The sequence below is a fragment of the Ruegeria sp. YTSC199 genome, from assembly GCF_059609725.1.
The window spans coordinates 90,616-117,489 of the sequence record NZ_JBXWMF010000004.1 but is presented as its reverse complement, the minus strand read 5'-3'; the positions used below and the strand labels follow the sequence as shown (position 1 = coordinate 117,489).

Sequence of the window (26,874 nt, the reverse complement as noted above, 5' to 3'; positions counted from 1 at the left end):
ATTAACCGTGACTTTGTACCCCCTTCGTTCCTGCACAGGACGACAAGGGGAAAAAAGTCATGTTGCGCTACCTGTTTGCTGACGAGCTTCACAAGTTTCCGGACCTGGCCGATGGAATGTTCCGGGACCGCGCGGATCAGTTCAAAACCCGGCTGGGCTGGGACGTCCAGGTCAACGATAAAGGAGAGGAGCGGGATCAGTACGACGACCTGAACCCTTTGTACGTCATCTGGGAAGAAGAGGATGGCCGTCACGGTGGATCCATGCGTGTTCTGCCGACCACCGGACCTGTGATGGTGAATGAGGTCTTTGGCCACCTGACCGGGGGCAAACCGATCCGCAGCTCTCTGATCTGGGAGGTGACCCGGTTTTGTCTGTCCCGAACAGCCAGCCCGCATACGGCGGGTGCGATCATGCTAAGCGGTGGTGAAATGATGGAAGGGTTCGGTCTGACCCATATCGCGGGTGTTTTCGATGCACGGATGATCCGGATTTACCGGCTGATCGGGTCTTCGCCCATTGTTCTGGGCACCGAAGGGAAGGGGCGCGATCAGGTTTCAGTCGGGCTTTGGCCTTATTCCGCCGCGGATTGCAACCGTGTCGCCGAACGTGCGGGAATCCCTCGCGAACTGTCCCGCCTGTGGTTCAAAACCGCCTTTGGTACCGGCCGACAACACCGGTTCGCCCTGTCGGCCTGACCGCGCGAAATCCTTAATCCCTCTCTGGTGATAGCTGGCGCGGCCCTGTAGGGTCGCGCCATGTCTATGCCCCCCGTTACCTTTTCCGAAGACCAGGCCGCCGCCTACGACAGCATCGCCGAGATGTTGCGATCAGCCGGTGTTGACCTGGATGACGACGCTCTGCTGAAGCTGCCGGGGGCGGGGAAGTCCGGTGTCATGGCGGTAATCGGCAAGGCGGGGTCGGGTAAAACCCTATTGCTGGCCGAACTGTACAAGGCGCTGGCCGAAACCGGAGTGCAAATCGTCTCGGGCGATTTCGAAAGCCGCAAGGCGAAGGAAAAGCGCAGCCTGGCGATCCTGGCGCCCACCAACAAGGCGGCCAGCGTGTTGCGCCTGCGTGGTGTTCCCGCGACGACGATTCACCGCATACTCTACACGCCGGTCTATGACCCGGATTATGAGCGCATCGCTGAATGGCTGGCGGGCAATGACGAACGCCCCGAGATCGAGGGTCTGACCGATGAGGCACTGGACCGCGCCGCCGCCTTTTATCAGAACAACAAATCCATCCCCGGTGCGTTGGCTGCCGCGGGCTTGCGCGGGTCGGATTTCATCACCGGCTGGAAACGTCGGGATGAGCCGTTGGATGTCGGGTTTGTGGACGAAGCCTCGATGCTGGATGACCGGCAGTTCGAGGACCTGCAGGAGATTTTTCCAACCCTGCTGCTGTTTGGCGACCCTGCACAGCTGGCGCCGGTCAATCAATCCGGCAGCATGGTGTTTGAGGCCTTACCGGAACCGCGCAAACAGATCCTCCACCGGGTCCACCGGCAAGAGGCGGACAACCCGATTCTGGACCTTGCCCACGCGCTGGCCGACCCGCAGATGGGGTTCGAGGATTTCGAACAGATGGTTGAACAGACCGCTCGTCAAGATGACCGTGTGATCTGGGGGCAGCGCGTCGAGGTCGATCTGATGGCTCGCAGCCCGGTGCTCGTCTGGCGGAACGCCACCCGTATTCGTCTTATTCAGGCCTTCCGGCACGTCCACGGCGCGCCGGATACCGAGTTGATGGAGGGCGAGCCGCTGATCTGCGACGGGATCGAGCTGCCGCTGAAGCACCGCAAGAAACGCCTGGACCTTGAGGCGCGCGGGCTGATCAAAGGGGCCCAAGTCATCTATTTGGGTCCGGGACGCAAGCCGGGGTTTTCGCGCCTGCACGTGATGGGGGCCGAAGATCCGCAAGTCAGCGCCGCGTCTATCGTCAAGATCGAGAAGCCGGATGAGGAAGAGCCCTTCATCCCCTATGCCGCGCGCATGGGCGCGACTTTTCTGCATGGCGCAGCGGTGACCATTCACAAGGCGCAGGGCTCTCAATGGGACACGGTGCAGGTCTTTGCGCCGGACATCTATGCCGCCGCCCGCATGGGCCGAACCGAGGCTGGGCAGCCGCTGTGGAAACGTTTGGCCTATGTGGCTATCACACGCGCGCAGGAACGCCTTATTTGGGTCGTTCGTAACCGATTGGCCAAGCCCACCCACCCGCTGCGCGTGGATGACCTGCGCGCCGTTCCGGCTGCTTCGCTGACATTGGAGACCGAAGAGACATGAGCACCATCATCGTAACCGGCGCAAGCTCGGGCATCGGGCGGGCCACGGCGGAATTGTTCCTGGCCGAGGGCTGGACGGTTGGCCTGCTCGCGCGCAGCGCGGACAAGCTGCACCAGATGGCCTCTGACCACGACAATGCCATCCCTTTGGTCGCGGATGTGACCAATGCGGATGCGGTTCAGGCCGCGTTCAAGACCTTTCAGGACAAGACCGGTCGTTTGGACGCGCTGTTCAACAATGCCGGAATCTTTGCGCCGGGTGGCACCATTGACGAAATCGCGCTGGAGGACTGGTACCAAAGCGTCAACGTCAACCTGAACGGCATGTTTCTGAGCGCGCGCGAAGCGTTTCGGATCATGCGGCATCAGTCGCCGCAAGGCGGGCGCATCATCAATAACGGCTCGATTGCTGCCTATGTACCGCGCCCGGACTCGGTGCATTATTCGGCCACGAAACATGCGATCACCGGCTTGACCCGAAGCCTGTCTTTGGATGGGCGCGCCTTTGGGATCGCCTGCGGTCAGATCGACATCGGTAATGCGCGCACGCAGATGGTTCAGGGTCTGGTGGATACAGCCGTTGCGGCAGGACAGCAGCCCGACCCGACCATGGCCGTCGAGGACGCCGCGCGCTCGGTGCTGCATATGGCCAGCCTGCCACCCGAGGCCAATGTTCAGTTCATGACCGTGATGGCCACAACGATGCCCTATATCGGCCGCGGATAGGCTTCAGTTCTCGCGCAACAGCCGGAACGCCGTGGACGCACCCCAACCGGCCGCAATTGCAATGACCAGCGACATCAGACCGTACCAGACCGGTTGCTGGCGAGACAGGTTGTAGAGGAAGCGTTCCAATCCCACTTTACGCACGTCGATGGTGGTCTCGAACTGCGAGATGACCTGTTTGCCGCGAGTCAGGAAGATGCGTGCCGCGTAGTCGCCCTCGGTCAGGTCGGCGGGCATTGCGATCGAGGTACGGAACAAGGTCTGTTCGTCCACCGCCACGGTTTTTTCACGGATCGAATACAGCCCCTCATCCTCGCGGATGCGCACCACGGCGTCCGCGAATGACTGCGCGCCGCGGATATGCATCGCCGCCCCGACCGAGCGGATGGCCCGCTCGATCGAGATGCGATAGCGCAGATCCTCGGTATCCGAAAGGATATCGACCAGCGGCCCGCTGGTGGCCACCGCGTAAAAGCTGGGCGCGAGATCAACCAGAACACTGTCGGTATTGATCCAGATCCCCAGTTTACGTTCCTTGCGCCGGACCACCACCGGGCTGGACGGTCCGGCCACGGCCACGATCACCTCAAGCGGAGGGCCGGGTGGAATGGGTGTTTCTCGTTTGACGGCGCCAAAGATCAGGATTTCCGAGCCGTCAAAGGTCGCGGTGATGGCAACGCGATCCTGGCTGAGGCCCAGAACAACCTGCTCTTCCACCGCAAGGGCAGGGGTGCAGCATAGGATCATAAGGGCAATCAGGCGTTTCAGCATGATCAGTGGCCCCCTTCGCTGCCAAGCGAGTAAAGCTCGGACGGTTCAATCAACAGGTCCAACGCCAACTTGCCGCAGACCACCAGAACCAAACCCGCCAGAAGAACCCGAAGCTGCTCGGCTGGCATCCGGGCACCGATCACAGTACCAATCTGCGCCCCGACGACACCACCGACCAGCAGCAGAACCGCCAGAACGATATCGACCGTATAGTTCGTGGTGGCGTGCAGCATGGTGGTGAAGGCCGTCACGAAGATGATCTGAAACAGCGAGGTGCCGACCACGACCTTTGTGGGCATCCCCAGCAAATAGATCATCGCCGGTACCATGATAAAGCCGCCGCCGACCCCCATGATAGCCGACAGAACGCCGACGCACAGCCCGACCATCATCGGGGGTATGACCGAGATATAGAGGCCCGACGTGCGAAAGCGCATTTTGAACGGCATCGCATGAACCCAGCCACGCTGACGTCGTTTCGCAGGTGCTCCGCCACCCTTTTTCGCCTTGCGCAGCGCACGCAGGCTTTCGATGAACATCAGGCTGCCGACCACGCCGAGGAAGACGACGTAACATAGTGTGACGAGCAGATCGACCTGGCCAAGGCTCTTGAGGTAGTTGAACACCACCACCCCGAGGGCGGCGCCTATTAACCCTCCGGTTAACAGGACCGTGCCCATTTTCAGGTCCACCGTCTTTCGTCGGAAATGCGCTAACACACCGGAAAAGGAAGAGGCGACGATCTGGTTGGCTTCGGTCGCGACGGCGACGGCAGGGGGGATGCCGATGAAGAACAGCAGCGGCGTCATCAGGAACCCGCCGCCCACGCCGAACATGCCAGACAGGATACCGACCATCCCACCCAGCCCCAGAAGCAGGAAGGCATTGACGGAGACTTCGGCGATTGGAAGGTAAATCTGCATTTGGAGTTACCGGATGAGATCGGCCGCGGCACATTGGGTGACGCATGCTGTCTCAAACCATTTGGGTGAGGCGTTTATGCGGCGCGTCGGGGACAAATCCCACGGCCACATGGCGAATCTCGAACGCCCAGGCTGGCACCCGGTAATCCGATTTGGCTGAAGAATGCGAGGACGCCCGTAAGGCGGGCGTTCTTGTGTTTCCGGCACCCTGATCTGGGAAGGTCCGATCTCGGCTATCAAAGGAAACACACACATACCCCTTTAGAGCGGTTGCCGCATGCAAAATCAACTCTGCATGCGGCGCTGCGGCGAACTGGACTGATAGGTGTCCGTAACTGGACCTGTCAGCGCTCTTTCACATAGGGCTCGCCCCCGGCACGCGGTGGAACGGCCTTGCCGACGAACCCGGCCAGAATGACTACGGTCAGGATATAGGGCAGAGCGTCCATGACCTGCACCGGAATGACCACGCCACCCAGATCGATGTTCTGGAACCGCAGCGCAATTGCCTGCAGCAGACCGAACAAAAGACAGGCCCCCATCGCGTGCCATGGTCGCCATTTCGCAAAGATCAGCGCCGCCAGCGCGATGAATCCACGCCCGGCTGTCATTTCTTTGACAAACCCGGCCTGCAGGGCCGTTGCAAGATAGGCCCCAGCGATCCCGCACAACACGCCGCAGATGGCGACAGCGGCAAAGCGCAGGCCAACGACCGACACACCAGCGGTATCCACGGCCGCCGGGTTTTCACCCACCGCGCGCAGACGCAGCCCGAACCGGGTCCGGTACAGAATCCACCACGTCAGCGGCACCATCAGAAACGCCACATAGACCAGTATCGAATGACCGGATAGTAGCTCGGAGTACACCATGTGAACTGAATTAGCGTCAGACATTAGTTCAGAGACCGGTTGCCCAGTCAGTTCAGCATCTTCGGGGCCGATAGCATAAGGGAACTCTGCGGATTCGAATCGAGCTCCGCCGAAGAGAGAAGGCGTACGCCCGCCCTGCTTGAACCAGCTTTGTGCGATCAACACGGTAAGGCCAGATGCCAGAAAGTTGATCGCTACACCCGAAATCAACTGATTGCCCCTGAAGGTGATTGAGGCCAACCCATGCAATCCGGACAGAACCAGTGAGGATGTGATGCCCGCCAGCAGGCCCAGCCAGACCGACCCGGTCACAGCGGCAACCGCCGCCGAGAAAAAGGCCGACATCAGCATCTTGCCTTCAAGGCCGATGTCGAAAATGCCCGCACGTTCAGAATACAACCCGGCCAGACAGGCAAGCAGCAGCGGCGTGGCCAGGCGGATCGTTGAATCGAGAACCTGGATGAGTGTAACGAAGAACTCCATCACTCTGCCCCCTTCCGCAGGCTCAGGAACAGCTTTTCAAGCGGCATCCTGACCATGTTGTCCAACGCTCCGGTGAACAGGATCACCAGCGCCTGAATGACCACTATCAGCTCACGCGGGATCGACGTCCACAAGGCCAGCTCGGCGCCACCTTGGTACAAGAACCCGAACAGAAGCGCGGCCAGGAACACACCAAAGGGATGTGACCGCCCCATCAGCGCCACGGCGATGCCGATAAAACCCGCGCCTTCGGTAGAGTTCAGAACCAGTCGTTCCGCCTCGCCCATCACGTTGTTGATTGCCATCAAACCGGCCAGCGCGCCCGAGATCAGCATCGCTATAATGGTGATGCGAACGGGTGAAATGCCTGCATAGACGGCACCGGTTTCGGAATGGCCGTAAGCGCGGATTTCATAGCCCAGTCGCGTGCGCCAGATCAGCGCCCAGACAACGACACAGGCCAGAACCGCCACAAAGAACGAGATATTCGCAGGCGCACCGCGGAAGACAATGTTTTCAGCGGTCGAGAACATCGACTGGAAAGTCGGCAAATGCACCGCTTCGGGAAAGCGTGCCGTCGCGGGGTCCTGTGAGCCCTGCGGGCGCATCACGTTGACCAGCATGTAATTCAGGAAGGCGGCGGCGATGAAGTTAAACATGATCGTGGTGATCACGATATGACTGCCGCGCTTGGCTTGCAGATAGGCCGGGATCGCGGCCCAAGCGGCGCCGAACAGGGCCGCAGCAAGCCCGGCGCCCAGCAAGGCAATGCTCCAATGCGGCCATGGGATGTACAAGCAGGCCATGGCAACACCAAGCCCGCCCAGCATCGCCTGACCTTCGCCGCCGATATTGAACAGCCGAGCGTGGAAAGCCACGGCCACCGCCAGCCCTGTGAACATAAAGTTGGTCGCGTAATAGAGCGTATAGCCCCAGCCATAGGTCGACCCCAGCGCGCCGGTAACCATCAGGTTTACCGCCTCGACCGGGTTTTCACCGATGGCGAGGATAACCAGCGCTGAAAGGATTGTGGCCAGTATCAGACTGATCAGAGGGATCAGGACGACATCGGCCCATTTGGGCATTTTATCCATGTTACGCCGCCTCTCCCGCAACACCGGCCATAAGCAGGCCCAGTTCTTTTTCATCCGTCTCATGGGGCAGACGCTCGCCCATGATATGTCCGTCAAACATCACCGCGATCCGGTCGGACAGCGAGAAGATCTCCTCAAGCTCGACCGAGACCAGCAGGATCGCCTTGCCCTGATCGCGCAGGGCGACGATCTGTTTGTGAATGAACTCGATCGCGCCGATATCCACGCCACGGGTGGGTTGGCCGACCAGCAACAGGTCGGGGTTCCGCTCAATCTCGCGCGCGACGACGATTTTCTGCTGGTTTCCGCCCGAGAAACTTTTGGCGGTTAGCCAGCCATTGGGCGGGCGCACGTCGAATTTCTCGATCTTGGCCTCGGTATCGGCGCGCAGGGCGGCATTATCCATGAAGATGCCGCGTTTGTAGGCCGGGTCGCGGTGATAGCCAAAAGCCACGTTTTCCCACGCGTGGAAATCCATGATCAGACCCTCGCGTTGGCGGTCCTCGGGCACGTGGGCGATGTGCTGCGCCCTGCGCGCCTGTCCGTCAGATCCATGTCCACTAAGCGCCAGTGGTGCGCCGTTCAGTTTGATCGAGCCCTGACCGGGGCGCATCCCGCCCAGAACCTCAAGCAACTCCGACTGGCCATTTCCCGCAACGCCCGCGATGCCGACGATTTCGCCCGCGCGGACGGTCAGATCGATTCCCTTAACCCGCTCAACACCGGCCGAGTCGAAGACGCGTAGGTTTTCGACCTCAAGGATAGGCTTTCCGGGTTTCGCAGGCACCTTGTCGACCTGTAGCAGAACCTTGCGACCCACCATCAACTCGGCCAGCTCTTCGGGGCTGGTTTCAGCGGTTTTGACCGTCGCCGTCATCTGTCCGCGACGCATGACAGAAACGGTGTCGGTGTTCTCCATGATTTCGCGCAGCTTGTGGGTGATTACGATGATCGTTTTCCCCTCGGCCCGCAGCCGGTCAAGGATGCGGAACAGCTGATCCGCCTCGGCCGGGGTCAGAACGCCGGTAGGCTCGTCCAGGATCAGAATCTCGGCCTTGCGGTACAGCGCCTTCAGGATCTCGACGCGCTGTTGCATGCCCACGCCAATTTCGTCAATGCGTTTGTCGGGATCAACGAACAGCTCGTATTCTTCTTCCAGTTCTTTCAACTCTTTGCGGGCTTTGGTCAGAGACGGTGCCAGCAGCCCGCCATCCTCAGCGCCCAGAACGATGTTTTCCAGAACAGTGAAATTCTCGACCAGTTTGAAATGCTGGAACACCATCCCGATACCTGCCGCAATCGCGGCTTGGCTGTCAGGGATGTCGGTCTTAGAACCGTTGATCCAGATCTCACCTTTGTCGGCTTTGTAAAAGCCATAGAGAATGCTCATCAGCGTAGATTTGCCCGCACCGTTTTCACCGATGATCCCGTGGATCGTGCCGGGGGCGACGCTGATGGAAATGTCCTTGTTGGCCTGAACCGGCCCAAAGGCTTTGGAAATCCCTTTGAGCTCAATGGCGGGGACTGTCATGTCGTGTCCTCAGATTGCCGAAGGGCCGCGCGGGCCGCGCAGCAGAGTGGATGCGAGGCGGAGGTCACCCCCGCCCCGCCCGATATCAGAACTGCAGTGCCGGGCAGCTATCGTTCTCGTAATAGCTGACAACACTCACGTTACCGTCGATGATGTCCTGACGGGCTTTTTCAACGGCAGCTTTCATCTCATCCGAAACCAGTGCGGCGTTGTTTTCGTCTATCGCAACGCCAACACCTTCTTCGGCCAGACCCATGGCAAACACGCCGGTTTCAAGGTCGTTTCCTGCGTTCATCGCGTCATAGACGGCGACGTCCACGCGTTTCAGCATAGATGTCAGGACCTTGCCCGGGTGCAGGTGGTTCTGGTTGCTGTCCACGCCGATCGACAGGATGCCTTCGTCGGCTGCGGTTTGCAGAACACCAACGCCCGTGCCGCCAGCGGCAGCATAGACTACGTCAGCACCTTGGCTGATTTGCGCTTTGGTCAACTCGGACCCTTTCACCGGGTCATTCCACGCGGCCGGAGTAGTGCCGGTCATGTTTGCAACCACGTTGATATCGGGGTTCACGGCTTTGGCGCCTTGGGCGTAACCGCAGCCGAAATGGCGGATCAGTGGGACATCCATACCGCCGATGAAACCGATGGTGCCGGATTCCGATGCCATGGCGGCCATCATGCCAACCAGGTAAGAGCCTTCATGCTCGGCAAAGCCAACCTGACGCAGGTTCGGAGCGTCCAGCCAGTTCACATCGACCACGACGAATTTCGTGTCGGGGTAATCGCCGACAACAGTGCTGAGCGGATCGGCCATTGCGAAACCCATGGTGATGATCGGGCTCAGGCCGGCCTCGGCAAAGCGGCGCAGGGCCTGTTCGCGCTGGGCTTCGGATTGCAGTTCGATCTCACGGTATGTGCCGCCGGTTTCCTCGGCCCAACGTGACGCGCCGTTATGTGCAGCCTCGTTGAACGACTTGTCGAACTTGCCGCCCAGGTCAAAGATCAGGGCCGGTTCGGCCAACGCTGCACCAGCAGTCAGCGCGACGGCGGCGGCAGCGCCCATCAAGGATTTCATCAGGGTCATTTCATACTCCCGTTTGTTATTGTCGGTTGGGGCCAAGATAGCTCCGATTACCCACTGCGAGCGAGCATAACTGTTGTGATGGCGGGAATTAAGGGCGTTTGCAACAGGCCGGGTCAACTGATTTTTGACCAGATGGTCGAAAAAATACAGGCTTGGACTTCAAACGAGGTTGCATTCCATGATGACGGCATCGATTTTTTCAGTTTTTTCGCGCAGATAGTAACCCTTGCGTCGCCCACAGGGCGTGTATCCGCATCGCTTGTACAAGGCGATGGCGGGATGGTTGTCTGCCGCAACGTCCAGAAAGGCGCGGGTTGCGCCCAGATTTCGGGCCTTCGCGTGCCACTCCTGCATGGACTTCAATGCCAGACCCTGCCGTTGATGGTTGGGGTGGGTGGCAATCGTCAGCAATTCTGCCTCATCCGCGATGACCTGGAACAGGGCGAAAGATTCAGGATTGCCAACAACATGGGTGAACCGGTTTTCCAACAGATCGGCGAATTCCCGATCCGTCCAGGGGCGCGACTGGGTAAAGGCCGCGGCGTGGGTATAAGCCAGCTCCTGCGGAGTCATCCGTCCAGCAAAACCGGTGGCGTGTCTTTCGACGGGGCCGCATCCGCCGGCCGTACATAGAGCGGGGCCGGGGGCGTGGTGACGTTCTGCCAGTTTTGAGCCGCCAGCCGGGCGATGGCCTGTACTTGCGCGTCCGCGTCATCATTCAGGATCAGGGGCCCGAGTGATTCTGCCTGTTCCTGCGCCATCAGCGCCGGGTCTTGTCCCAGTAGCGCGACATAGACCTGTTCGCGCGGGGCGCGGATTGCGGGCAGTCCATCTCCGACCTCAGTGAGTGCATCGAAGCCCGAAACGCCCACGGCCGGGATGCCAAGCCCCAACGCCAACCCCCGTGCCGCAGAGACCGAGATACGGATGCCGGTGAAATTCCCCGGCCCGATCCCAACGCCGATGGCAGTCAGGTCGCGCCATGTACAGCCCGCTTCGGCCAGAACCTCCTCCAGCAGGGGCATCAACCGCTCGGCCTGACCGCGTGACATGGATTCGGTGCGGGACACGAGGATGCTGTCACCCCGCAACAAAGCGGCCGCGCAATGCGCGGCCGATGTATCAAACGCCAGAATCAGCGGATCAGACGGCAACGGGGCGCACCTCGGTCACCTCTGGGATATAGTGGCGCAACAGGTTCTCGATCCCCATTTTCAATGTCAGGGTCGAGGAAGGGCAGCCTGCGCAAGCACCCTGCATGTGCAGGTAGACCACGCCCCGGTCGAACCCGTGGAAGGTGATGTCTCCACCATCCTGAGCCACCGCCGGGCGCACGCGACTGTCCAGCAGGTCTTTGATCTGATTGACGATTTCCGCGTCTTCACCGGTGTGTTCGGCGTGGCCCGAAGCGGCCTGTGCGTCCGAGCCCAGTACCGGCTGACCGGATTGGAAATGCTCCATCACGGCGCCCAGAATGGCGGGTTTGATGTGATCCCACTGAACGTCGTCAGATTTGGTCACAGTCACGAAGTCATTGCCCAGGAACACGCCGGTCACACCGCTGACCGCGAAAATGCGCTTGGCCAGGGGCGATCTCTCCCCGGCTTCCGCCGAGGGAAAATCTGCGGTTCCGGCCTCCAGAACGATCTGGCCGGGCAGGAATTTCAACGTTGCAGGGTTCGGCGTGGATTCGGTCTGGATGAACATGTCGCGGCTCCGTTTCAGTTGTGACTGATATGCGGGCCCGCGCCGGGGAAGTCAAGATTTGGAACCGTTCTAAATCCCGGCGGCCAGTTGCATGGCCTCATCCAGCCTGTCATCGCCCCAGAACAGCTCATCCCCCACTAGAAAGCTGGGGGCTCCGAAAATTCCCTTGGTCTGGGCCGTTTTCGTCTGTTCCATCAGGGCAGCCTTGATGTCCGGATCCTGACAGCGGGTCAGCGTTTCGGCAGGCAGGCTGGCCTGCGACAGGCAATCAACCAGCACATCGTCGTCCGAGATGTTCAGACCATCGACAAATTCCGCAGCATAAACGGCACGGACAAACGCGGCCCTTTGGGGTTGGGCGTCGATCGACAACACAAGCCGCGCGGCCTTCAGGCCGTTTTGCGGAAACGGATCAGGCCGTGAGAACCGTATGCCGCGCCGGGCCGACAACCGCTCCAAGTCGCGCCACATATAGCGTCCTTTCGCCGGGTAAATGTTGAACGGCGAATTGTCCCAGCCCTGCGCGGCGAAAATAGGACCCAGCAGGAAGGGCTGCCATTCGACCGCCACTCCGTGCTGGGCCGCCAGATCCTCGATCCTCACTGCGCTGAGATAGGAATAGGTCGAGGCGAATTCGAACCAAAACTGGATGTTGCGCGGCATGAGCGGGCCTCAGGTGATTTCTTCCAGTTTTTCCTTGCTCAGATCGCCGGGAACGATGGTGATCGGGATCGGCAGACTTCCGGAATTCTTCGTTAGCTGCGTCACCAGCGGGCCGGGGCCTTTCTTTTCGACACCCGCGCCCAGAACAAGCACCCCGATCTCGGGGTCGGACTGAACGTGTTCGATGATTTGCGGAACGGGATCGCCTTCGCGGATGGCCAGTTCCGGATCAACGCCCTGCTTGTCGCGCATCCACTTAGCGAACACCTCGTAATGAGCATGAATACGCTCGCGCGCTTCTTCGCGCATGACTTCGGCCACGCCGATCCAGTGATTGAATTCATCCGGCGGGATGACCGAAAGGATCGTCACGCCGCCGCCGGTATGGGCCGCACGCATGGCCGCAAAGCGCATTGCGTTCAGGCATTCGCGGCTGTCATCTAGAACGACCAGGAATTTGCGCATGGAGTGTCCTCATTCATTTCGGGCGATCATGCCCGACCAGATGCGTGCTGGCAACCAGAGCCTATCGCGTGCTTGCCGCCCAATCCCAATAAAGCTCGCGCGCTCGGCGGGCGACGGGGCCGACCTGATATTGCGTGTCTTCGATCGCAGTGACCGGAGTGATCTTGCTCATGTTTCCGGTCATGAAAACCTCATCCGCCTTGTGAAAATCGTCAAAGCTGAGAATGGCTTCGTGCACGATTACGCCGTCCGCGCGCAGGTTTGCGATATGGCGGGCGCGGGTGATCCCTGCCAGAAAGGTACCGTTGGGGGTGGGGGTGAAGACCTCACCATCCCGAACCATGAAGATATTGGCGGTTGCGGTTTCGGCCACGTGGCCCAGAGCGTCTGCGACCAGCGCGTTCGAGAACCCTTTGGAGCGTGCTTCTAGCAGCATCCGCGCGTTGTTTGGGTAAAGGCACCCGGCCTTGGCGTTCACGACCGAGGATTCCAGCACCGGACGGCGGAACCGCGTGTACCCCAGCGTGGCCGCGGCAGTTTCGGGGGCCATTGGAATCTCTTCCAGACAGATTGCAAAGCCGATGCTGTTTTTCTGCGGAACGATGGCGGTCGCATCACCGTCGATGCCCCAATACATAGGGCGGATGTAGACGGCCGACTCAGGGCCGAAGGCTTCCAGCCCCTCACGGACGATCTCGACCATCTTTTCGGTCGTCACTGAGGGCGTCAGCATCAGCGCCTCGGCGGATCGGTTCACGCGGTCGCAATGTGCCTCAAGATCCGGGGCCATGCCTTCGAAATAGCGCGCGCCGTCAAAGACCGTCGATCCAAGCCATGAGCCATGATCTGCGGCCCGCATGATTGGCGCGTTCCCGTCATGCCACTGACCTTCGAAATAAGTGCGGATATTCTTGCCGACTGCCATGAAGCCCTCCCAAGCTTTGCGGCAAACCTAGGAAGGCGTTGAGGCAAGGTCCAGAGCAATCAGCCCTGTTTTGCACCAACCATGCCGACGATTTCGTAGGTTCGCTGCAGGATCGGTGCCGCAATTGCCCGCGCCTTTTCTGCGCCTTTGGCCAGAATCTGGTCGATCTCGGTCTCTTCGCCCATCAGACGGGCCATTTCGGTCGAGATCGGCGCCAGTTTCGAGACCGCCAGATCGGCCAGCATCGGCTTGAACTCACCGAACTGTTTGCCGCCTACTTCGGCCAGAACCTGCTCGGCGGTCTGGTCGCTGAGCGCGGCGAAGATGTTCACCAGATTGCGCGCCTCAGGACGTTCCGACAGGCCGTCGAGTTCCGAGGGCAGGGCCTCAGGGTCAGTCTTGGCCTTGCGAATCTTTTTGGCGATCGCATCAGCGTCATCGGTCATGTTGATGCGGCTCATATCCGACGGATCGGACTTCGACATCTTCTTGGACCCGTCCCGCAGGCTCATGACGCGTGTCGCGGCCCCTTCGATCACAGGTTCGGTGATCGGGAAGAAATCGACACCATAATCATGGTTGAACTTGATCGCGATGTCGCGGGTCAGCTCAAGGTGCTGTTTCTGGTCGTCGCCCACAGGCACATGTGTCGCATGATAGGTCAGAATGTCGGCGGCCATCAGTGAAGGGTAAGCGAACAGGCCCAGCGAGGCGTTCTGCTGGTTCTTGCCTGCCTTGTCCTTCCACTGGGTCATCCGCTGCATCCAACCCATGCGGGCGACGCAATTGAAAATCCACGCCAGTTGAGCGTGTTCGGGCACCTGGCTCTGATTGAACAGGATCGATTTCTCAGGGTCGAGACCGGCGGCGATAAAGCCTGCGCATAGTTCACGTGTCGAATGCGCCAGTTCCTTGGGGTCCTGCCATACGGTGATCGCGTGCAGATCGACCATGCAATAGATGGTTTCCATATCCGGCTGCTGCATGTCCACAAACCGCTTGAGCGCACCCAGATAGTTGCCAAGATGCAGGTTTCCCGATGGCTGGATGCCGGAAAACACGCGCGGCGTGAACTTGGTTTCGGTCATCGAAGGGAACTCCCGTCTGGAAAAATAAGCCCCCGTCGCTTACCCATGAGGCCAAGGGACGTCAACAGCCGCGAAAGGCCAGCCCAATGAGCAGTGAGAATTATACACCCGCCGTGAACCCCCTGCCGCCTGTGGTGGTGGCGTTGGTTTTGTTCATCATGGGGGTGGAACTGGCGTTTACCCTGGGTTCTCGTGGCCTGATCGGCGGGCCGTCAGCGGTGGGTTGGCGACTGGATGCGCTGCAGAACTATTCGTTTTCACCCGATATCTTCGACTGGATGGTCGAGAACGGGCGCTGGCCGTTCGAGCATGTTATTCGTTTCGTGACCTACCCGTTCGTGTCGGGCAGCTTCACGCAGGCTGTCTTTGTCTGTGTCTTTCTGCTGGCAATGGGCAAGATGGTGGCCGAGGTCTTTGGTGGGTTTCAGATGCTGGTGGTATTTGTGTTGTCCGGCGTCGGCGGAGCACTGGCCTATGCGCTGCTGCTTGACCCTAACTATCCTCTGGTCGGAGGATTCCCCCCGGTCTACGGCCTGATCGGCGCGTTTACATGGTTGCTGTGGCGCAAGCTGTCGCTGGTCGGAGAAAACCAACACCGCGCCTTTGGCCTGATTGCGGCTTTGATGGGTATCCAACTGGTGTTTGGTCTGCTCTTCGGTGGCACCTCGGATTGGGTCGCTGATCTGGGCGGGTTTGCTACAGGTTTTGGCCTGTCCTTCTTTCTGGCTCCGGGCGGTTGGGCGCGGATCGTACGGCGCATTCGCCGCGACTGATCACGACCGGCGCAGGGTCTTTTTGAACTCGGATACTTCAAATGCGCCGAACAGGTGGCCGAGGAAGAAATAGGAAGCGGCTGCAACTTTGATCAGGATGATCAGCGCCAGATACCGCCAACCGGGTAGGTCGAACGCCCAGCCGAACAGGTGGATGGCGGCGTAAAGCACAACGCCCATCCCCAATGACGCTGCCACGATGCGCCATGCCCGGTGTTTGAACCGGTCATCGAACCGCGCTTCTTCGCCCATGCGTCGTGCGCCGAGGATCAGCAGACCGACCATGGCCCAACCCGCAACCGAGGCCGCAATCGCGGGTGCGACCCAACCGACCAGCGGATAAAGGCCAAAAGCCAGTGCCGCATTCACGATCATCGCAACCACGGCATAGCGGAACGGGGACCGCGTATCCTCACGCGCGAAAAACAGCGGTTGCAGCAGCTTTTGCAGCATAAAGGCAGGCAGGCCGATGCCATAAATTGCCACCGCCAGCGCTGTGGCGGCGGTGTCCTCGGCGCTGAACTGGCCGCGCTCGAACAGGACCGACACGATCGGGTTGGGCAGAACAACAAAGGCCACGGTTGAAGGGATGGTCAGCAGCAGGGTGAACTCTCCGGCGCGAGAATAGGCGTTGCGTGCGCCGTCCTTGTCTCCGGCCCGGAGGCGCCGCGACAGATCTGGCAACAGGACGATGCCGACGGCAATGCCAACAACGCCCAGTGGCAATTGATACAGCCGGTCCGCCGCAAACAACCAGCTGACCGCCTTTTCCGTTTTCGAAGCCACAAGCTGCCCCACCACCAGATTGACCTGCGTTACACCCATTGCGAGCGCCGCGGGAACGGCGATGCGGACCATGCGGCGCATTTCGGGGCTGAGTTTCGGCAGGCCCGGGCGAATGCGAATGCCTGCCCGTTCGGTGGCGATCCAGACCAGCGCCAGTTGCGCGATGCCGGCCAGCGGAATGACAGTGATCAGCCATCGAATCACCTCGCCGCCCATTGCCGCTGCAGCGATAAGGGCTGTACAGGCAAAGATGTTCAGCAGAACTGGCGCGGCGGCGGCGGCGGCAAAGCGTCCGGTGGCATTCAGAACACCGGAAAACAGCGCTGCCAGCGACATGAACAGGATGTAGGGGAAAACCACATACCCGTAGTCCACCGCCAAGTCGAACCGTTCATCCCCGTGGAACCCTTCGGCGGTGATCCAGACCAGCGCGGGCATGAACACCATTGCCAGCCCAACCAGAGCCAGAACGGACACGGCCAGCAGGTTGAATGCGTCCTGCGCAAATCCTTCGGCGTTTTCATCCCCCTCCAGCCGTTTTGAAAACATCGGCACAAAGGCCGCGTTGAACGCGCCCTCGGCAAAGAAACGGCGGAACATGTTGGGCAGGCGGAAGGCGGCGACAAAGGCATCCATCACCGGACCCGGCCCGATAAAAGCGGTCAGCAGGATTTCCCGCAGGAACCCAAGAACCCGGCTGGCCAGCGTCCAGAAACCGACCGTAAACAGGCCAGAAAACAGCCGGATCTGCTTCATGAGGCCGCGCGCTCGGCGCCTGCGGTTATGGCTTTGCGCAGCTTGCCCTCAAGCGTGCGTTGCTTGCTTTCCGAATGGTATTTCAGCCCGAACATGTCCTTGACGTAGAACGTGTCCACTACCTGCTCGCCATAGGTCGCGATCACCGCGTTGGCGATATAGACATTGGCGTCAGCCAGCGTGCGCGTCAGGTCATAAAGCAGGCCGGGACGGTCGCGGGTGTCGACCTCGATGATGGTGTAAATCTCGGACCCGTCATTGTCGAAGGTGATATGCGTCGGCACGTTGAAGGCGCGCTCGCGTTTCTTGATCTTGTCGCGCGATTTCAGCGCATCGCGAGCGACAACCTCGCCTTTCAGCGTCTTGTGGATCATCTGGGTCAGGCGCGGCAGGCGGCTGGCTTCGAACGGATGGCCCTCGGCATCCTGAATCCAGAACGCATCGGTTACGTATCCGTCCTTGGTAGTATAGCTGCGCGCATCCACAACATTCGCCCCAACCAGCGCCAGAGCCCCGGCGATCCGAGCAAAAATTCCAGGATGGTCACCCATCGCGAAACAGGCACGAGTGGCGTCGCGGTCTTCGTCGGGATGTAGACGAATTTCCATCTCACCGGGGTCGCCGCTGTGTTCCAATGTCCGCAGCATCTCGGCGAACTCCACATGAGCCGACAGGTTCAGACCCTGCCAATAGGGCGGATAATGCCGCCCGGTCTCAACCTTGAGGTCCGCTTTGGACCATTCGGCCAATTCAGTGCGCAGGGCCTTTTTGGCCTCGGTGCCGCGATTGGCGCGGTTGAGGTCCTCCATCCCGGTTTCCAGTGCGCGCTTGGTTTCGGCGTGCAGGGCGCGCAGCAGGGTGGCCTTCCAGTTGTTCCATGTATTTGGTCCGACGCCGCGAATATCGCAGACCGTCAGAACCGTCAGCAGGTCCAGCCGCTTGACCGTCTTCACCGCCTTGGCGAAATCGCGCACGGTGCGCGGGTCTGAGATGTCGCGTTTCTGCGCCATGTCCGACATCAGCAAGTGATACCGCACCAGCCATTCCACGGTTTCCGAATCCGCCTTGTTCAGACCCAGCCGGGGCGCCACCTTGCGGGCGATCTGCGCGCCAAGGATCGAGTGATCCTCGGGCCGTCCTTTGGCGATATCATGCAGTAGCAAAGCGACGTACAGAACCTTGCGATTGACCCCGCCCTTCAGGATCGAAGAAGCCAGAGGCAGCGATTCCACCAACTCTCCGCGTTCGATTTGGTTCAGGTTGACGATGCACTGGATGGTGTGTTCATCGACCGTATAGCTGTGATACATATTGAACTGCATCATCGCCACGATGTGCTCAAACTCAGGCAGGAAGGCCGACAGGACGCCCAGTTCGTTCATCCGCCGCAAGGCGCGTTCGGGGTTGCCGTGTTTTAGCATCAGATCAAGGAAGATACGGCGCGCTTCCTTGTTTTCGCGCATCTCTTCGTCGATCAGGTTCAGGTTGGCGCTGACCAAACGCATCGCATCCGGGTGGATCAACATGCCTGTCCGCAGCCCCTCTTCGAACAGGCGCAGCAGATTCAGCTTGTCAGCCAGAAACGTCTCGGGATCAGCTACGTCCAGACGACCATGCACGACGGAATAGCCCGTTTTCACACGGGGACGGCGGCGAAAGATACGCTCCAGCAGCGGCGCGCTCTTCACATGGGTCGCTTCCAGCTTGGTCAGGAAGATGCGCGTCAGCTCACCCACCCGCGTGGCTTCGCGGAAATAACGCTGCATGAAGACTTCGACGCCGCGGCGACCGGCACGATCCTCGTATCCCATGCGGGCGGCAACTTCGACCTGCATGTCAAAGGTCAACTGTTCCGTTGCGCGACCGGTGACCAGATGCAAGTGAGAGCGCACCGCCCAGAGGAAATCCTCGGCCTTTACGAAAGTCTCAAACTCATCCGGTGTGAACAGGCCCAAGGGCACCAGTTCGGCCACATCCTGAACGCCATAAATGTATTTCGCGATCCAATAGAGGGATTGCAGATCGCGCAGCCCACCCTTGCCCTCTTTGACATTGGGCTCAACCACGTAACGCTGGCCCTGTTTCAGGTGGCGCTCGTCGCGTTCCTGCAGCTTGGCTTCGATGAATTGTCGCTCGCTGCCCTTGAACAGGTCGGATTTCAGACGGGTTTCCAGCTCAACCCCAAGTTCTTTTTCCCCGGCCAGATAACGCTGTTCCAGCATGGCAGTACGGATGGTGAAATCCTCCGCGCCCAATCGCAGGCAGTCTTTGATAGTGCGCGAGGAATGCCCGACCTTTAGTCGCAGATCCCAAAGGATATAGAGCATGGATTCAATCACGCTCTCGGCCCAGGCGGTGATCTTGTAGGGAGTCAGAAACAGCAGGTCGACATCGGAGGACGGTGCCATCTCTCCGCGCCCGTAACCGCCGACCGCCATCACGGCTATCTTTTCCCCCTGCGTCGGCGTGGCCAGCGGATGCAGGTCCTCGCTTGCAACCTTCATGGCGGTGCAGACGAGGCCGTCGGTCAGATAGGTATAGGAATGGGTCAGCCGCCGCGCATCAAAGGGGCGTTTGGCAAAGGCATCAGCAATGGCCTGGCGCCCGGCTTTCTGGGCGTCACGCAGAATGCGCACGGTCTCACTCCTGCGGGCGGCATTGCCCGAGGTCTTTTCGAAGGCTTCCGACAGCTGCGCAATGACGGCGGCGCTGTCGAATATTTCATCAGCGGGGCAAATCAGCTCACCCTTGGTGGGCAGCGTCAGGCCCGGTCGATCAGAAACCGGCGCCTGTGAAGCTTTGTGGGGCAGGGTCAATCACTACTACCTGTTTATTCTGGATCGTGGCGACAGCCAGACCGCGTTCATTCGTACCGTTCGGGCGCAGGCGGAAGATGCCGCCAACGCCCTGGAAACCGGCGTTCTGTGTCAATGCCGACGCGGTCAGTGCGTTGGATTTACCCTGGCTGACCAGCGCAGCGATGGCCGCGATGCCGTCATAGGCCAGGCCGCTGATCGGGTGCGGGGCTTCGCCATAAGTGTTGTTGTACCGCTGGCGAAACGCCTGCGCCTTGGACGGGTCAGGCAATGCGAACCAACCGCCTTGTACGCCGGGCAGGTCCAGTGTCTGCGGCGGGATATCCCAGCGTGTCAGGCCGATAAACTGTGTATTTGCCGGGGAAACACCCGCTTCGGGCAGCAATTGAGTGAAAAGCGGCAGAGCGCCAGCTGTTGTTGCGGTCAGAAATAGGGAATCAGCGCCCGACGCGTCCACTGTGGCTTTGACATTTGGCACCGCGTTGATGACACCCTGCTGCGACCGGTCGTAGCCAACCGAACCGGCATTGTTCACGCGGCTGCTGCCGAGAGCATTGGCAATGGCGCTTTGGCCCAACTGGCCTGCAGCATCGTTGCTGTGGACGATGACCATATTGTTCTTGCCCTGCGACCCGGCAAAGCTGACCAGCCGATTGGCCGTGTTGTCAAAGGTTGGACCAAGGACGAACACGTTGCCGCCCGCTATGCTTGTGTTGTTTGAGAAGGACAGCACATTGACGTTATTGTTCAGCACCGCCAGGCCAGCGGAATTCGCCGCTTGCGCATAGACCGGCCCCAGAATGATCTTGGCCCCGTCAGCGACTGCGCGCTGTGCAACTTCGGCGGCTGTGTTCGAGCTGCCGCGGGTGTCATAGACCCGCAAATCAATTTTGACGTTCTGCAGGTCGGCCATCGCCAGACGAGCTGCGTTTTCAAGGCTGCGCGCCAGTGCTGCATCGCCCGATTGCCCCGATCCGGCGGGCACCAGCAGCGCGACAGGGACAGGTTCGGATGTGTTGATCGATGGCCCGCCGCCAATGGTGCTGACGTCACAGGCAGCCAGAAAGGCGGCGGTTGCCAGAACGGCGGCGGTGCGCGCCAGCTTGCGAACGGGCTTGCAAACGGTAAACATCTGAATGAAAACTCCCTGTCCCGGCGGCTTGGGGTACCACCTATCTATTACGCCGCGATAATAAACGTCACGCTGTGAGGGTCCAGCTTTGAATTTCCAAAAAGTCAGATTGGGCGCTGGCCTGTATTTTGTTGCCACTCCAATCGGTACGGCACGCGATATCACGCTCAGAGCGCTGGATGTGCTGGCTTCAGCCGATATGATAGCGGCTGAGGATACCCGCAGCCTGCGGCGGTTGATGGAAATTCACGGCGTTCCATTGGATGGACGACGCATTCTGGCCTATCACGACCACAGCGGCGCGGGCGCTCGCAGAAAAATCTTGGACGCGCTGAGCGAAGGAAAATCAGTCGCATACGCGTCCGAGGCCGGAATGCCGCTGATCGCCGACCCTGGATATGATTTGGGACGGCAGGCGGCCGAGGCCGGTCATATGGTTACCTGTGCGCCAGGGCCGTCGGCAGCTTTGATGGCTCTGACTTTGGCAGGTTTGCCGACGGATGCGTTCTTTTTTGCCGGGTTTCTGCCCAACGCCTCTGGTGCCCGCCGATCGCGTATCGAGGCGCTGCGCGACGTGCCCGGAACGCTGGTGTTCTACGAATCGCCGAAACGCGTCGCGGCCTGCCTTTCAGATCTGGCCGAGGTGTTGGGGGAAAACCGCTCTGCCGCGTTGTGTCGCGAACTGACCAAGAAGTTCGAAGAGGTTCGACGGGGGGCTCTGGGCGAACTTGCGGCAGACCTGCAAGGGCAGACGGTCAAAGGTGAGATCGTCCTGCTGGTGGATCGTGGACATTCGGAAACTGTTAACGAATCCGACGTAGAAGAGGCTCTGAAACGGGCTCTGGAGACCCATTCGGTTCGGGACGCAGCGGATTTGGTGTCGGAAATGTACAAGCTGCCGCGGCGTCCGATTTATCAGAAGGCCCTGAAACTGGGAAAGGGATGACATGACCGCGCGATCCGTTCGAAGTTCGGTTTCCTATCACGCCGGACAGGCGGCGGAGCAGCAGGTTGCATCCGACTATGAGCGGCGCGGGTTTTCAATCGCGTATCGTCGTTGGCGTGGCGCTGGGGGTGAGATCGACCTGATCGCCCGCAACGCAGAAGGCGTCGTTTTCATCGAAGTCAAGAAAAGCACCAGTTTCGAGATGGCCGCAGCCCGGATCAACCGCCGTCAGATGGACCGGATTTACGCCTCTGCCGCTCAGTTTCTGGAAACTGAACCGGGCGGGCAAATGACCAATGCCCGTTTCGACGCTGCGCTTGTGGACGCCTCGGGCGCTGTTCAAATCATCGAAAACGCCTTTGGTCAGGCCTGACCCCCATTGAACCCATGGCGCCGCTGGGCCATGTATCGGGCGTGAAACTGAGGGACACGCCATGAAAATCGCCTTTCAGATGGACCCGATCGGGGCCGTGGATATCAATGCAGACAGCTCATTCCGTCTGGCCGAAGAGGCACAGGCGCGCGGGCACACGCTGTTTTTTTACGGGCCCGACCAGCTGGCTTATCAGCAAGGGCGGATCACCGCGCGCGGTCATGATATGACCGTTCAGCGCGTGGCAGGTTACCCGGCTGAGCTCGGCCTGGAACGTGAGGTTGATCTGGCAGATTTCGACGTGATCTGGCTGCGTCAGGACCCGCCGTTCGACATGCACTACATCACGTCGACCCACCTGCTGGATCGTCTGAAAGGGCAGGCGCTGGTGATCAACGACCCGTTCTGGGTGCGCAACTACCCCGAGAAACTGCTGGTTCTGGATTTCCCCGACCTGACACCGCCGACCACGATTGCGCGCGACCTTCAGACCATCAAGGCGTTCAAGGAAAAGCATGGCGATGTCATCCTCAAGCCGCTTTATGGCAATGGCGGTGCGGGCGTGTTCCGGCTGGATGCGAATGACCGCAATCTGACCTCGCTGCACGAGTTGTTCACCGGGTTCTCGCGCGAGCCGCTGATTGTTCAGAAATTTCTGCCTGATGTCAGCAATGGCGACAAACGGGTGATCCTGGTTGATGGAGAGCCTGTCGGCGCGATCAACCGTGTGCCAGCCAAGGGTGAAACACGCTCGAACATGCATGTTGGCGGCAGGCCGGAAAAGATCGGCCTGTCTGAACGGGATCTTGAGATTTGCGCCGCGATTGGCCCTCTGCTGAAGGAAAAAGGGCAGGTCTTTGTCGGGATTGACGTGATCGGCGACTACCTGACCGAGATCAACGTAACCTCACCAACCGGCATTCAGGAGCTCGAGCGGTTTGACGGCGTGAACATCGCCGAAAAGATCTGGCAGGCGATCGAGGCCAAGCTTTAAGACGCGACCTTGGCGCTGATGCGAAAGCTCAGCGCCTCGGCGACATGGGCGCGCCGGACATCCGGTGCGCCATCCAGATCGGCAATCGTGCGCGACACGCGCAGGATGCGGTGAAATGCGCGGGCCGACAGGCCGAACCGTTCGGCCGCTTTCAGCAATAATTCTTTGCCTTCGGCATCAGGGGCGGCGATTTCTTCCAGCACGTTACCCTCTACATCCGCGTTCTGGCGGGTTCCCGGTGTCTCGCTGAACCGCTCCGCCTGAATAGCACGCGCGGCATCGACCCGCGCGGCAACGATGGACGAGCTGTCGCCAGTTGGTGGCAAGTCGAGATCGGTGAACCCCACCGGAGGCACCTCGATCCGCAGATCAAACCGGTCCATCAACGGGCCGGAAATCCGCCCCAGGTAATCCTCGCCACACACAGGCGCGCGCGAACAGGCGCGGGCCGGGTCCGTCAGGTATCCGCATTTGCACGGGTTAGCAGCAGCTACCAACATGAACCGGCAAGGATATTTCACATGAGCATTGGCGCGGGCGACCATGACCTCGCCTGTTTCAATCGGTTGTCGAAGGGTTTCAAGGACGGTGCGCGGGAATTCGGGGAATTCATCCATGAACAACACGCCGTTATGGGCCAGCGAAATCTCACCCGGTTTTGCGCCCTTGCCACCCCCAACGATAGCGGCCATCGACGCCGTATGGTGGGGCTCGCGAAACGGTCGGGTACGACTGATGCCGCCTTCGTCCAACAACCCGCACAGGGATTGGATCATTGAGGTTTCCAATGCTTCGGTCGGGGTCAGCGGTGGCAGGATACCGGGCAAACGCGCGGCCAGCATGGATTTACCCGACCCAGGCGTTCCGATCATGATCAGGTGGTGGCGCCCGGCGGCAGCGATCTCCAACGCGCGTTTGGCCCGTTCCTGTCCTTTCACATCGCGCAGATCGCGGGCGTTAGGTGCAAGGTTTACTTCACCGGGTTGGGCGGCTGGCAAAGGTGACTGGCCCGAGAAATGGCGCACCACATCTCCCAATGAACCGGCACCGATCACTTGCGTGGCATCTACCCACGCGGCCTCAGCGCTGGACGCGCGTGGGCACAGCAACGTGCGATCCTCGGCGGCGGCGGTCATGGCGGCGGGCAGGGCGCCTACGACAGGCACCAGCGAGCCGTCCAGAGATAACTCACCCAGAGAAACCGCCCCTTCGGCGGCATCGGACGGTATGATCTCCAGCGCGGACAGCAAGGCCACCGCAATGGGCAGGTCGAAGTGACTGCCCTCTTTCGGCAGGTCGGCGGGTGAGAGATTGATGGTGATCCGTTTCGATGGCAGTGCGATGGCCATTGAACCGAGCGCACTGCGGACGCGGTCGCGGGCTTCAGAGACAGCCTTGTCGGGCAGGCCGACGATGGAAAATGCGGGCAGGCCCGGCGAGACGGCGCATTGCACCTCGACCGGGCGGGCATCGACCCCTTGGAAAGCGACAGTATGGGAACGGGCGACCATGAACGACCTTTTTGGTTAACAGGTCGTTGCTGCCATGATCGCGGTTTAAGAATCGTTAACGGCATCCGTCATTGCGGTAAATTTTGGCCAGGCCCCCGGATCTGCGACAGTTTTGTCGCGGCAGAACCGGTTGCAGAAACCCCAACGCTGCCCGTTCAACTCCAAAAAATGCGTGACCGCTTTGCCGGAATAGGGGCAAAACTCGTTGAGAGATGGTCCGTTATCCACAGCCTTCGCGTCAGTGCTCGCTCCGACAGGCCAGGCCTGCGTCGACAGATTCAGGTCGTATGGGAACGGCTCATAGCTTACCGTCAGTCCCATAGCACGCCATTGCCTTGTTGCGGGGTCAGACAACAGGCCCAAGCAATAGTCTCTGCTCGCCTCGGAGACCGGCAGGCCATACCCGATGATCCGCGCAGCCACCGGAGTATAGAAGACGTCGGCCAGAGAATAGTCGCCGAACAAAGGCCCAGACCCGGCACCGGACACTGTGCGGGCGTGAGCCCACAAGGTTTCGATCCGTTCCAGATCATTCAATGCCTCAGGTGACGGGGCAAACCCCTGCCAGCAGTGCTTCAACTGCATCGCGCATTCCGCGCGCAAAGCACTGAACCCGGCCACCATCTCGGCGCAGAGCCACCGTGCGGTTGCACGGGCTGCGGGGTCCGCGGGCCACAACCCGGCCTCGGGATGTCGTTCGGCCAATGCCTCGGCCATCGCGAGGCTTTCACCAACGACCGTTCCGTCAGGCAGGCGCAGGGCGGGTACAAGGCGGGCTGGCGCAAGGGGTTTCATATCTTCGGCCATGGTTCCGGAATAGAGGCCGATCATGTGGCTTCGATAGGGCAGGCCGAACTTTTCCAGCATCAGCCAGCCGCGCATGGACCAGCTGGAAAACAGACGGTCTCCGATAAACAAATCATAGGTCATGCCGCTACGATGGCGCGGCTGGACCGTTCCGTAAATCAGTGATTTGTGCGGGGTGTGATCACGGGAGGTGATTGATCCGCCCAACCGACCAGCGGTCGCCAAAATGGGTGATTTCAGTGACCGAGAGGTTGTCGATCCGGTGGCTGAACGTCTCTTGCGCATCAACCCCAAGCGCGCGCTGCACTTGCGTCAGGATCACACCGAAATGGGCCACGATGATCAGATCGCGCCCGGCGTGGTCGCTGATCAGCCGATCGATTATGGCATCTACACGGGTCCGAACCTCATTCCAGCTTTCGCCTTTGGGCGGACGCACGTCGCCGGGGTTGTCCCAGTAGGCAAAGGCAAGGTCGGGGTCTTCGGCCTCGATTTCCTTGAAACCGCGCAGTTCCCACGTGCCGAAATGAATCTCGCGTAGGTCACGGTGATGCGGTAGGCGCTGGCGGGCGCCCTGAATGGCCGAGGCGGTATCCGCAGCGCGGGACAGGTCAGACGAGATCACCAGAGCCTCGACCGGGAGGTGATCATGCAGCCGCGCGATTGCCGCCTGATCGCTGAGGTCCGCAGGCAGGTCGGACCAGCCAACCATGGTTTTCGCATGAGTCGGCCCGTGGCGGACAAGATGCAGCCGAGTCACGGCAATTGCCCTTTCAGCACCAGAGGAAGCCCTGCGGTGACCTGCACGACGAGATCGGCCTGTGCCGCCAGCGCAATGTTCAGTCGTCCCTGGGTTTCGCGGAACCGGCGGGACAGGGCGTTGTCGGGGACGATGCCATGGCCGACCTCGTTCGAGACGATGACAACTGCAGCGCGGCAGGATTTCAGCGCCTGCAACAGATCCGTTTGTACCCGATCCAAATCATTTTCGGCCAGCAGATGGTTGGTCAGCCACATCGTGGCACAGTCGATCAAACAGACATTGTCCGGGGTCAGCTCGGCCAGAACGGGCCCCAGATCGTATGGCGCTTCCAAAGTCGCCCAACCTGCGCCCCGTTGGGCGATATGGCGTCGGATCTTATCGCGCATCTCGTCATCAAACACTTGTGATGTTGCGAGATATATCCGACTTTTTCCTGATGAAACAACAAGTTGCTCGGCAAACGCCGACTTTCCTGAGGCCGCTCCGCCCAACACAAAGGTTAAATCCGGATACACTATAATTACCTTTCATGTGATCCACCCGGTTTTGTTCTGCGTATCGACCCTAGGTCGGCAAGGCAAGCCCGGCCCGCGCC

27 protein-coding genes are annotated in these 26,874 nt (G+C 60.2%); 7 read left to right on the top strand and 20 right to left on the bottom strand.

The window, feature by feature from the left end:
* Window positions 1-59 precede the first annotated feature (59 nt).
* The 3 genes from AC2FEE_RS05060 to AC2FEE_RS05050 are packed head-to-tail and all read left to right on the top strand — an operon-like array spanning window position 60 to window position 3,016.
* A complete protein-coding gene (locus tag AC2FEE_RS05060) occupies window positions 60-698 on the top strand; it encodes an acyl-homoserine-lactone synthase (RefSeq protein WP_496863492.1) in 639 nt (212 codons plus the stop codon).
* A gap of 60 nt (window positions 699-758) precedes the next feature.
* Window positions 759-2,291, top strand: coding sequence for an ATP-dependent DNA helicase (locus AC2FEE_RS05055; RefSeq protein WP_496863491.1), 1,533 nt, complete (start codon window positions 759-761; stop codon window positions 2,289-2,291).
* Window positions 2,288-3,016: an SDR family oxidoreductase gene (locus AC2FEE_RS05050; RefSeq protein ID WP_496863490.1), complete on the top strand. Its 729-nt coding sequence runs from the start codon at window positions 2,288-2,290 to the stop codon at window positions 3,014-3,016. The genes AC2FEE_RS05055 and AC2FEE_RS05050 overlap by 4 nt, the downstream gene beginning before the upstream one ends.
* 3 nt (window positions 3,017-3,019) lie before the next feature.
* Here AC2FEE_RS05050 and AC2FEE_RS05045 read toward each other — a convergent pair whose 3' ends face one another.
* The 13 genes from AC2FEE_RS05045 to trpS all read right to left on the bottom strand — a co-directional run bounded on the left by AC2FEE_RS05045 (window position 3,020) and on the right by trpS (window position 14,622).
* The gene (locus AC2FEE_RS05045; protein WP_496863489.1) at window positions 3,020-3,787 is read right to left on the bottom strand and encodes a TIGR02186 family protein; all 768 of its coding nucleotides are present in this window, start codon (window positions 3,785-3,787) and stop codon (window positions 3,020-3,022) included.
* Between the two features lie 2 nt (window positions 3,788-3,789).
* The gene (locus AC2FEE_RS05040) at window positions 3,790-4,710 is read right to left on the bottom strand and encodes a sulfite exporter TauE/SafE family protein (protein WP_496863488.1); all 921 of its coding nucleotides are present in this window, start codon (window positions 4,708-4,710) and stop codon (window positions 3,790-3,792) included.
* Between the two features lie 344 nt (window positions 4,711-5,054).
* Window positions 5,055-6,065, bottom strand: coding sequence for an ABC transporter permease (locus tag AC2FEE_RS05035; RefSeq protein WP_496863487.1), 1,011 nt, complete (start codon window positions 6,063-6,065; stop codon window positions 5,055-5,057).
* The gene (locus AC2FEE_RS05030; RefSeq protein ID WP_496863486.1) at window positions 6,065-7,159 is read right to left on the bottom strand and encodes an ABC transporter permease; all 1,095 of its coding nucleotides are present in this window, start codon (window positions 7,157-7,159) and stop codon (window positions 6,065-6,067) included. Before AC2FEE_RS05030 ends, AC2FEE_RS05035 begins: the two co-directional genes overlap by 1 nt.
* A 1-nt stretch (window position 7,160) precedes the next feature.
* A complete protein-coding gene (locus AC2FEE_RS05025; protein WP_496863485.1) occupies window positions 7,161-8,690 on the bottom strand; it encodes an ABC transporter ATP-binding protein in 1,530 nt (509 codons plus the stop codon).
* Between the two features lie 85 nt (window positions 8,691-8,775).
* Window positions 8,776-9,774, bottom strand: a complete 999-nt coding sequence (locus AC2FEE_RS05020; RefSeq protein ID WP_496863484.1) for a BMP family lipoprotein — start codon at window positions 9,772-9,774, stop codon at window positions 8,776-8,778.
* A gap of 159 nt (window positions 9,775-9,933) precedes the next feature.
* Window positions 9,934-10,347 carry a GNAT family N-acetyltransferase gene (locus tag AC2FEE_RS05015; protein WP_496863483.1) on the bottom strand — a complete coding sequence of 138 codons (414 nt, stop codon included), beginning with the start codon at window positions 10,345-10,347 and terminating at the stop codon, window positions 9,934-9,936.
* Window positions 10,344-10,928, bottom strand: a complete 585-nt coding sequence (gene tsaB, locus AC2FEE_RS05010) for a tRNA (adenosine(37)-N6)-threonylcarbamoyltransferase complex dimerization subunit type 1 TsaB (protein WP_496863482.1) — start codon at window positions 10,926-10,928, stop codon at window positions 10,344-10,346. The genes AC2FEE_RS05015 and tsaB overlap by 4 nt, the downstream gene beginning before the upstream one ends.
* Window positions 10,918-11,481, bottom strand: coding sequence for a NifU family protein (locus AC2FEE_RS05005; RefSeq protein WP_170402630.1), 564 nt, complete (start codon window positions 11,479-11,481; stop codon window positions 10,918-10,920). Before AC2FEE_RS05005 ends, tsaB begins: the two co-directional genes overlap by 11 nt.
* 69 nt (window positions 11,482-11,550) lie before the next feature.
* On the bottom strand, window positions 11,551-12,144 hold the full coding sequence (locus AC2FEE_RS05000) for a 2-hydroxychromene-2-carboxylate isomerase (RefSeq protein ID WP_496863481.1): 594 nt from the start codon (window positions 12,142-12,144) through the stop codon (window positions 11,551-11,553).
* A gap of 9 nt (window positions 12,145-12,153) precedes the next feature.
* Entirely contained in the window at window positions 12,154-12,609 is a 456-nt protein-coding gene (locus tag AC2FEE_RS04995) for a universal stress protein (RefSeq protein ID WP_209195306.1), read from the bottom strand.
* Between the two features lie 61 nt (window positions 12,610-12,670).
* Window positions 12,671-13,534, bottom strand: a complete 864-nt coding sequence (locus tag AC2FEE_RS04990; protein ID WP_496863480.1) for a branched-chain amino acid aminotransferase — start codon at window positions 13,532-13,534, stop codon at window positions 12,671-12,673.
* Between the two features lie 59 nt (window positions 13,535-13,593).
* Complete coding sequence (gene trpS, locus AC2FEE_RS04985; RefSeq protein ID WP_496863479.1) at window positions 13,594-14,622, bottom strand: tryptophan--tRNA ligase; 1,029 nt, start codon at window positions 14,620-14,622, stop codon at window positions 13,594-13,596.
* Window positions 14,623-14,708: 86 nt separating this feature from the next.
* Here trpS and AC2FEE_RS04980 point away from each other — a divergent pair, with 86 nt between their 5' ends.
* Window positions 14,709-15,395 carry a rhomboid family intramembrane serine protease gene (locus tag AC2FEE_RS04980; protein ID WP_496863477.1) on the top strand — a complete coding sequence of 229 codons (687 nt, stop codon included), beginning with the start codon at window positions 14,709-14,711 and terminating at the stop codon, window positions 15,393-15,395.
* Here AC2FEE_RS04980 and murJ read toward each other — a convergent pair whose 3' ends face one another.
* Genes murJ through AC2FEE_RS04965 form a run of 3 tightly spaced genes read right to left on the bottom strand, consistent with a single transcriptional unit; the run spans window position 15,396 to window position 20,885 of the window.
* The gene (murJ, locus tag AC2FEE_RS04975; protein WP_496863476.1) at window positions 15,396-16,937 is read right to left on the bottom strand and encodes a murein biosynthesis integral membrane protein MurJ; all 1,542 of its coding nucleotides are present in this window, start codon (window positions 16,935-16,937) and stop codon (window positions 15,396-15,398) included.
* Window positions 16,934-19,753, bottom strand: coding sequence for a [protein-PII] uridylyltransferase (locus AC2FEE_RS04970; RefSeq protein ID WP_496863474.1), 2,820 nt, complete (start codon window positions 19,751-19,753; stop codon window positions 16,934-16,936). Before AC2FEE_RS04970 ends, murJ begins: the two co-directional genes overlap by 4 nt.
* On the bottom strand, window positions 19,713-20,885 hold the full coding sequence (locus AC2FEE_RS04965) for a penicillin-binding protein activator (RefSeq protein ID WP_496863472.1): 1,173 nt from the start codon (window positions 20,883-20,885) through the stop codon (window positions 19,713-19,715). The genes AC2FEE_RS04970 and AC2FEE_RS04965 overlap by 41 nt, the downstream gene beginning before the upstream one ends.
* Window positions 20,886-20,973: 88 nt before the next feature.
* Here AC2FEE_RS04965 and rsmI point away from each other — a divergent pair, with 88 nt between their 5' ends.
* The 3 genes from rsmI (at window position 20,974) to gshB (ending at window position 23,198) form a co-directional block, all read left to right on the top strand.
* Window positions 20,974-21,831: a 16S rRNA (cytidine(1402)-2'-O)-methyltransferase gene (rsmI, locus tag AC2FEE_RS04960; protein WP_496863470.1), complete on the top strand. Its 858-nt coding sequence runs from the start codon at window positions 20,974-20,976 to the stop codon at window positions 21,829-21,831.
* Window position 21,832: 1 nt separating this feature from the next.
* Entirely contained in the window at window positions 21,833-22,204 is a 372-nt protein-coding gene (locus tag AC2FEE_RS04955) for a YraN family protein (protein ID WP_496863468.1), read from the top strand.
* 61 nt (window positions 22,205-22,265) lie between these two features.
* Window positions 22,266-23,198, top strand: a complete 933-nt coding sequence (gene gshB, locus AC2FEE_RS04950; RefSeq protein ID WP_496863467.1) for a glutathione synthase — start codon at window positions 22,266-22,268, stop codon at window positions 23,196-23,198.
* Here the strand turns inward: gshB and AC2FEE_RS04945 are convergent.
* From AC2FEE_RS04945 to cobU, 4 genes are read right to left on the bottom strand one after another with little or no spacing between them, the layout of a single operon-like run.
* Window positions 23,195-24,709 carry a YifB family Mg chelatase-like AAA ATPase gene (locus tag AC2FEE_RS04945; protein WP_496863465.1) on the bottom strand — a complete coding sequence of 505 codons (1,515 nt, stop codon included), beginning with the start codon at window positions 24,707-24,709 and terminating at the stop codon, window positions 23,195-23,197. The two genes, gshB and AC2FEE_RS04945, sit on opposite strands and share 4 nt — an antisense overlap.
* Window positions 24,710-24,754: 45 nt before the next feature.
* On the bottom strand, window positions 24,755-25,639 hold the full coding sequence (locus AC2FEE_RS04940; protein ID WP_496863464.1) for a glutathione S-transferase: 885 nt from the start codon (window positions 25,637-25,639) through the stop codon (window positions 24,755-24,757).
* Between the two features lie 58 nt (window positions 25,640-25,697).
* A complete protein-coding gene (locus AC2FEE_RS04935) occupies window positions 25,698-26,276 on the bottom strand; it encodes a histidine phosphatase family protein (RefSeq protein WP_496863463.1) in 579 nt (192 codons plus the stop codon).
* Window positions 26,273-26,794, bottom strand: coding sequence for a bifunctional adenosylcobinamide kinase/adenosylcobinamide-phosphate guanylyltransferase (gene cobU / locus AC2FEE_RS04930; RefSeq protein ID WP_496863462.1), 522 nt, complete (start codon window positions 26,792-26,794; stop codon window positions 26,273-26,275). The genes AC2FEE_RS04935 and cobU overlap by 4 nt, the downstream gene beginning before the upstream one ends.
* Window positions 26,795-26,874 lie beyond the last annotated feature (80 nt).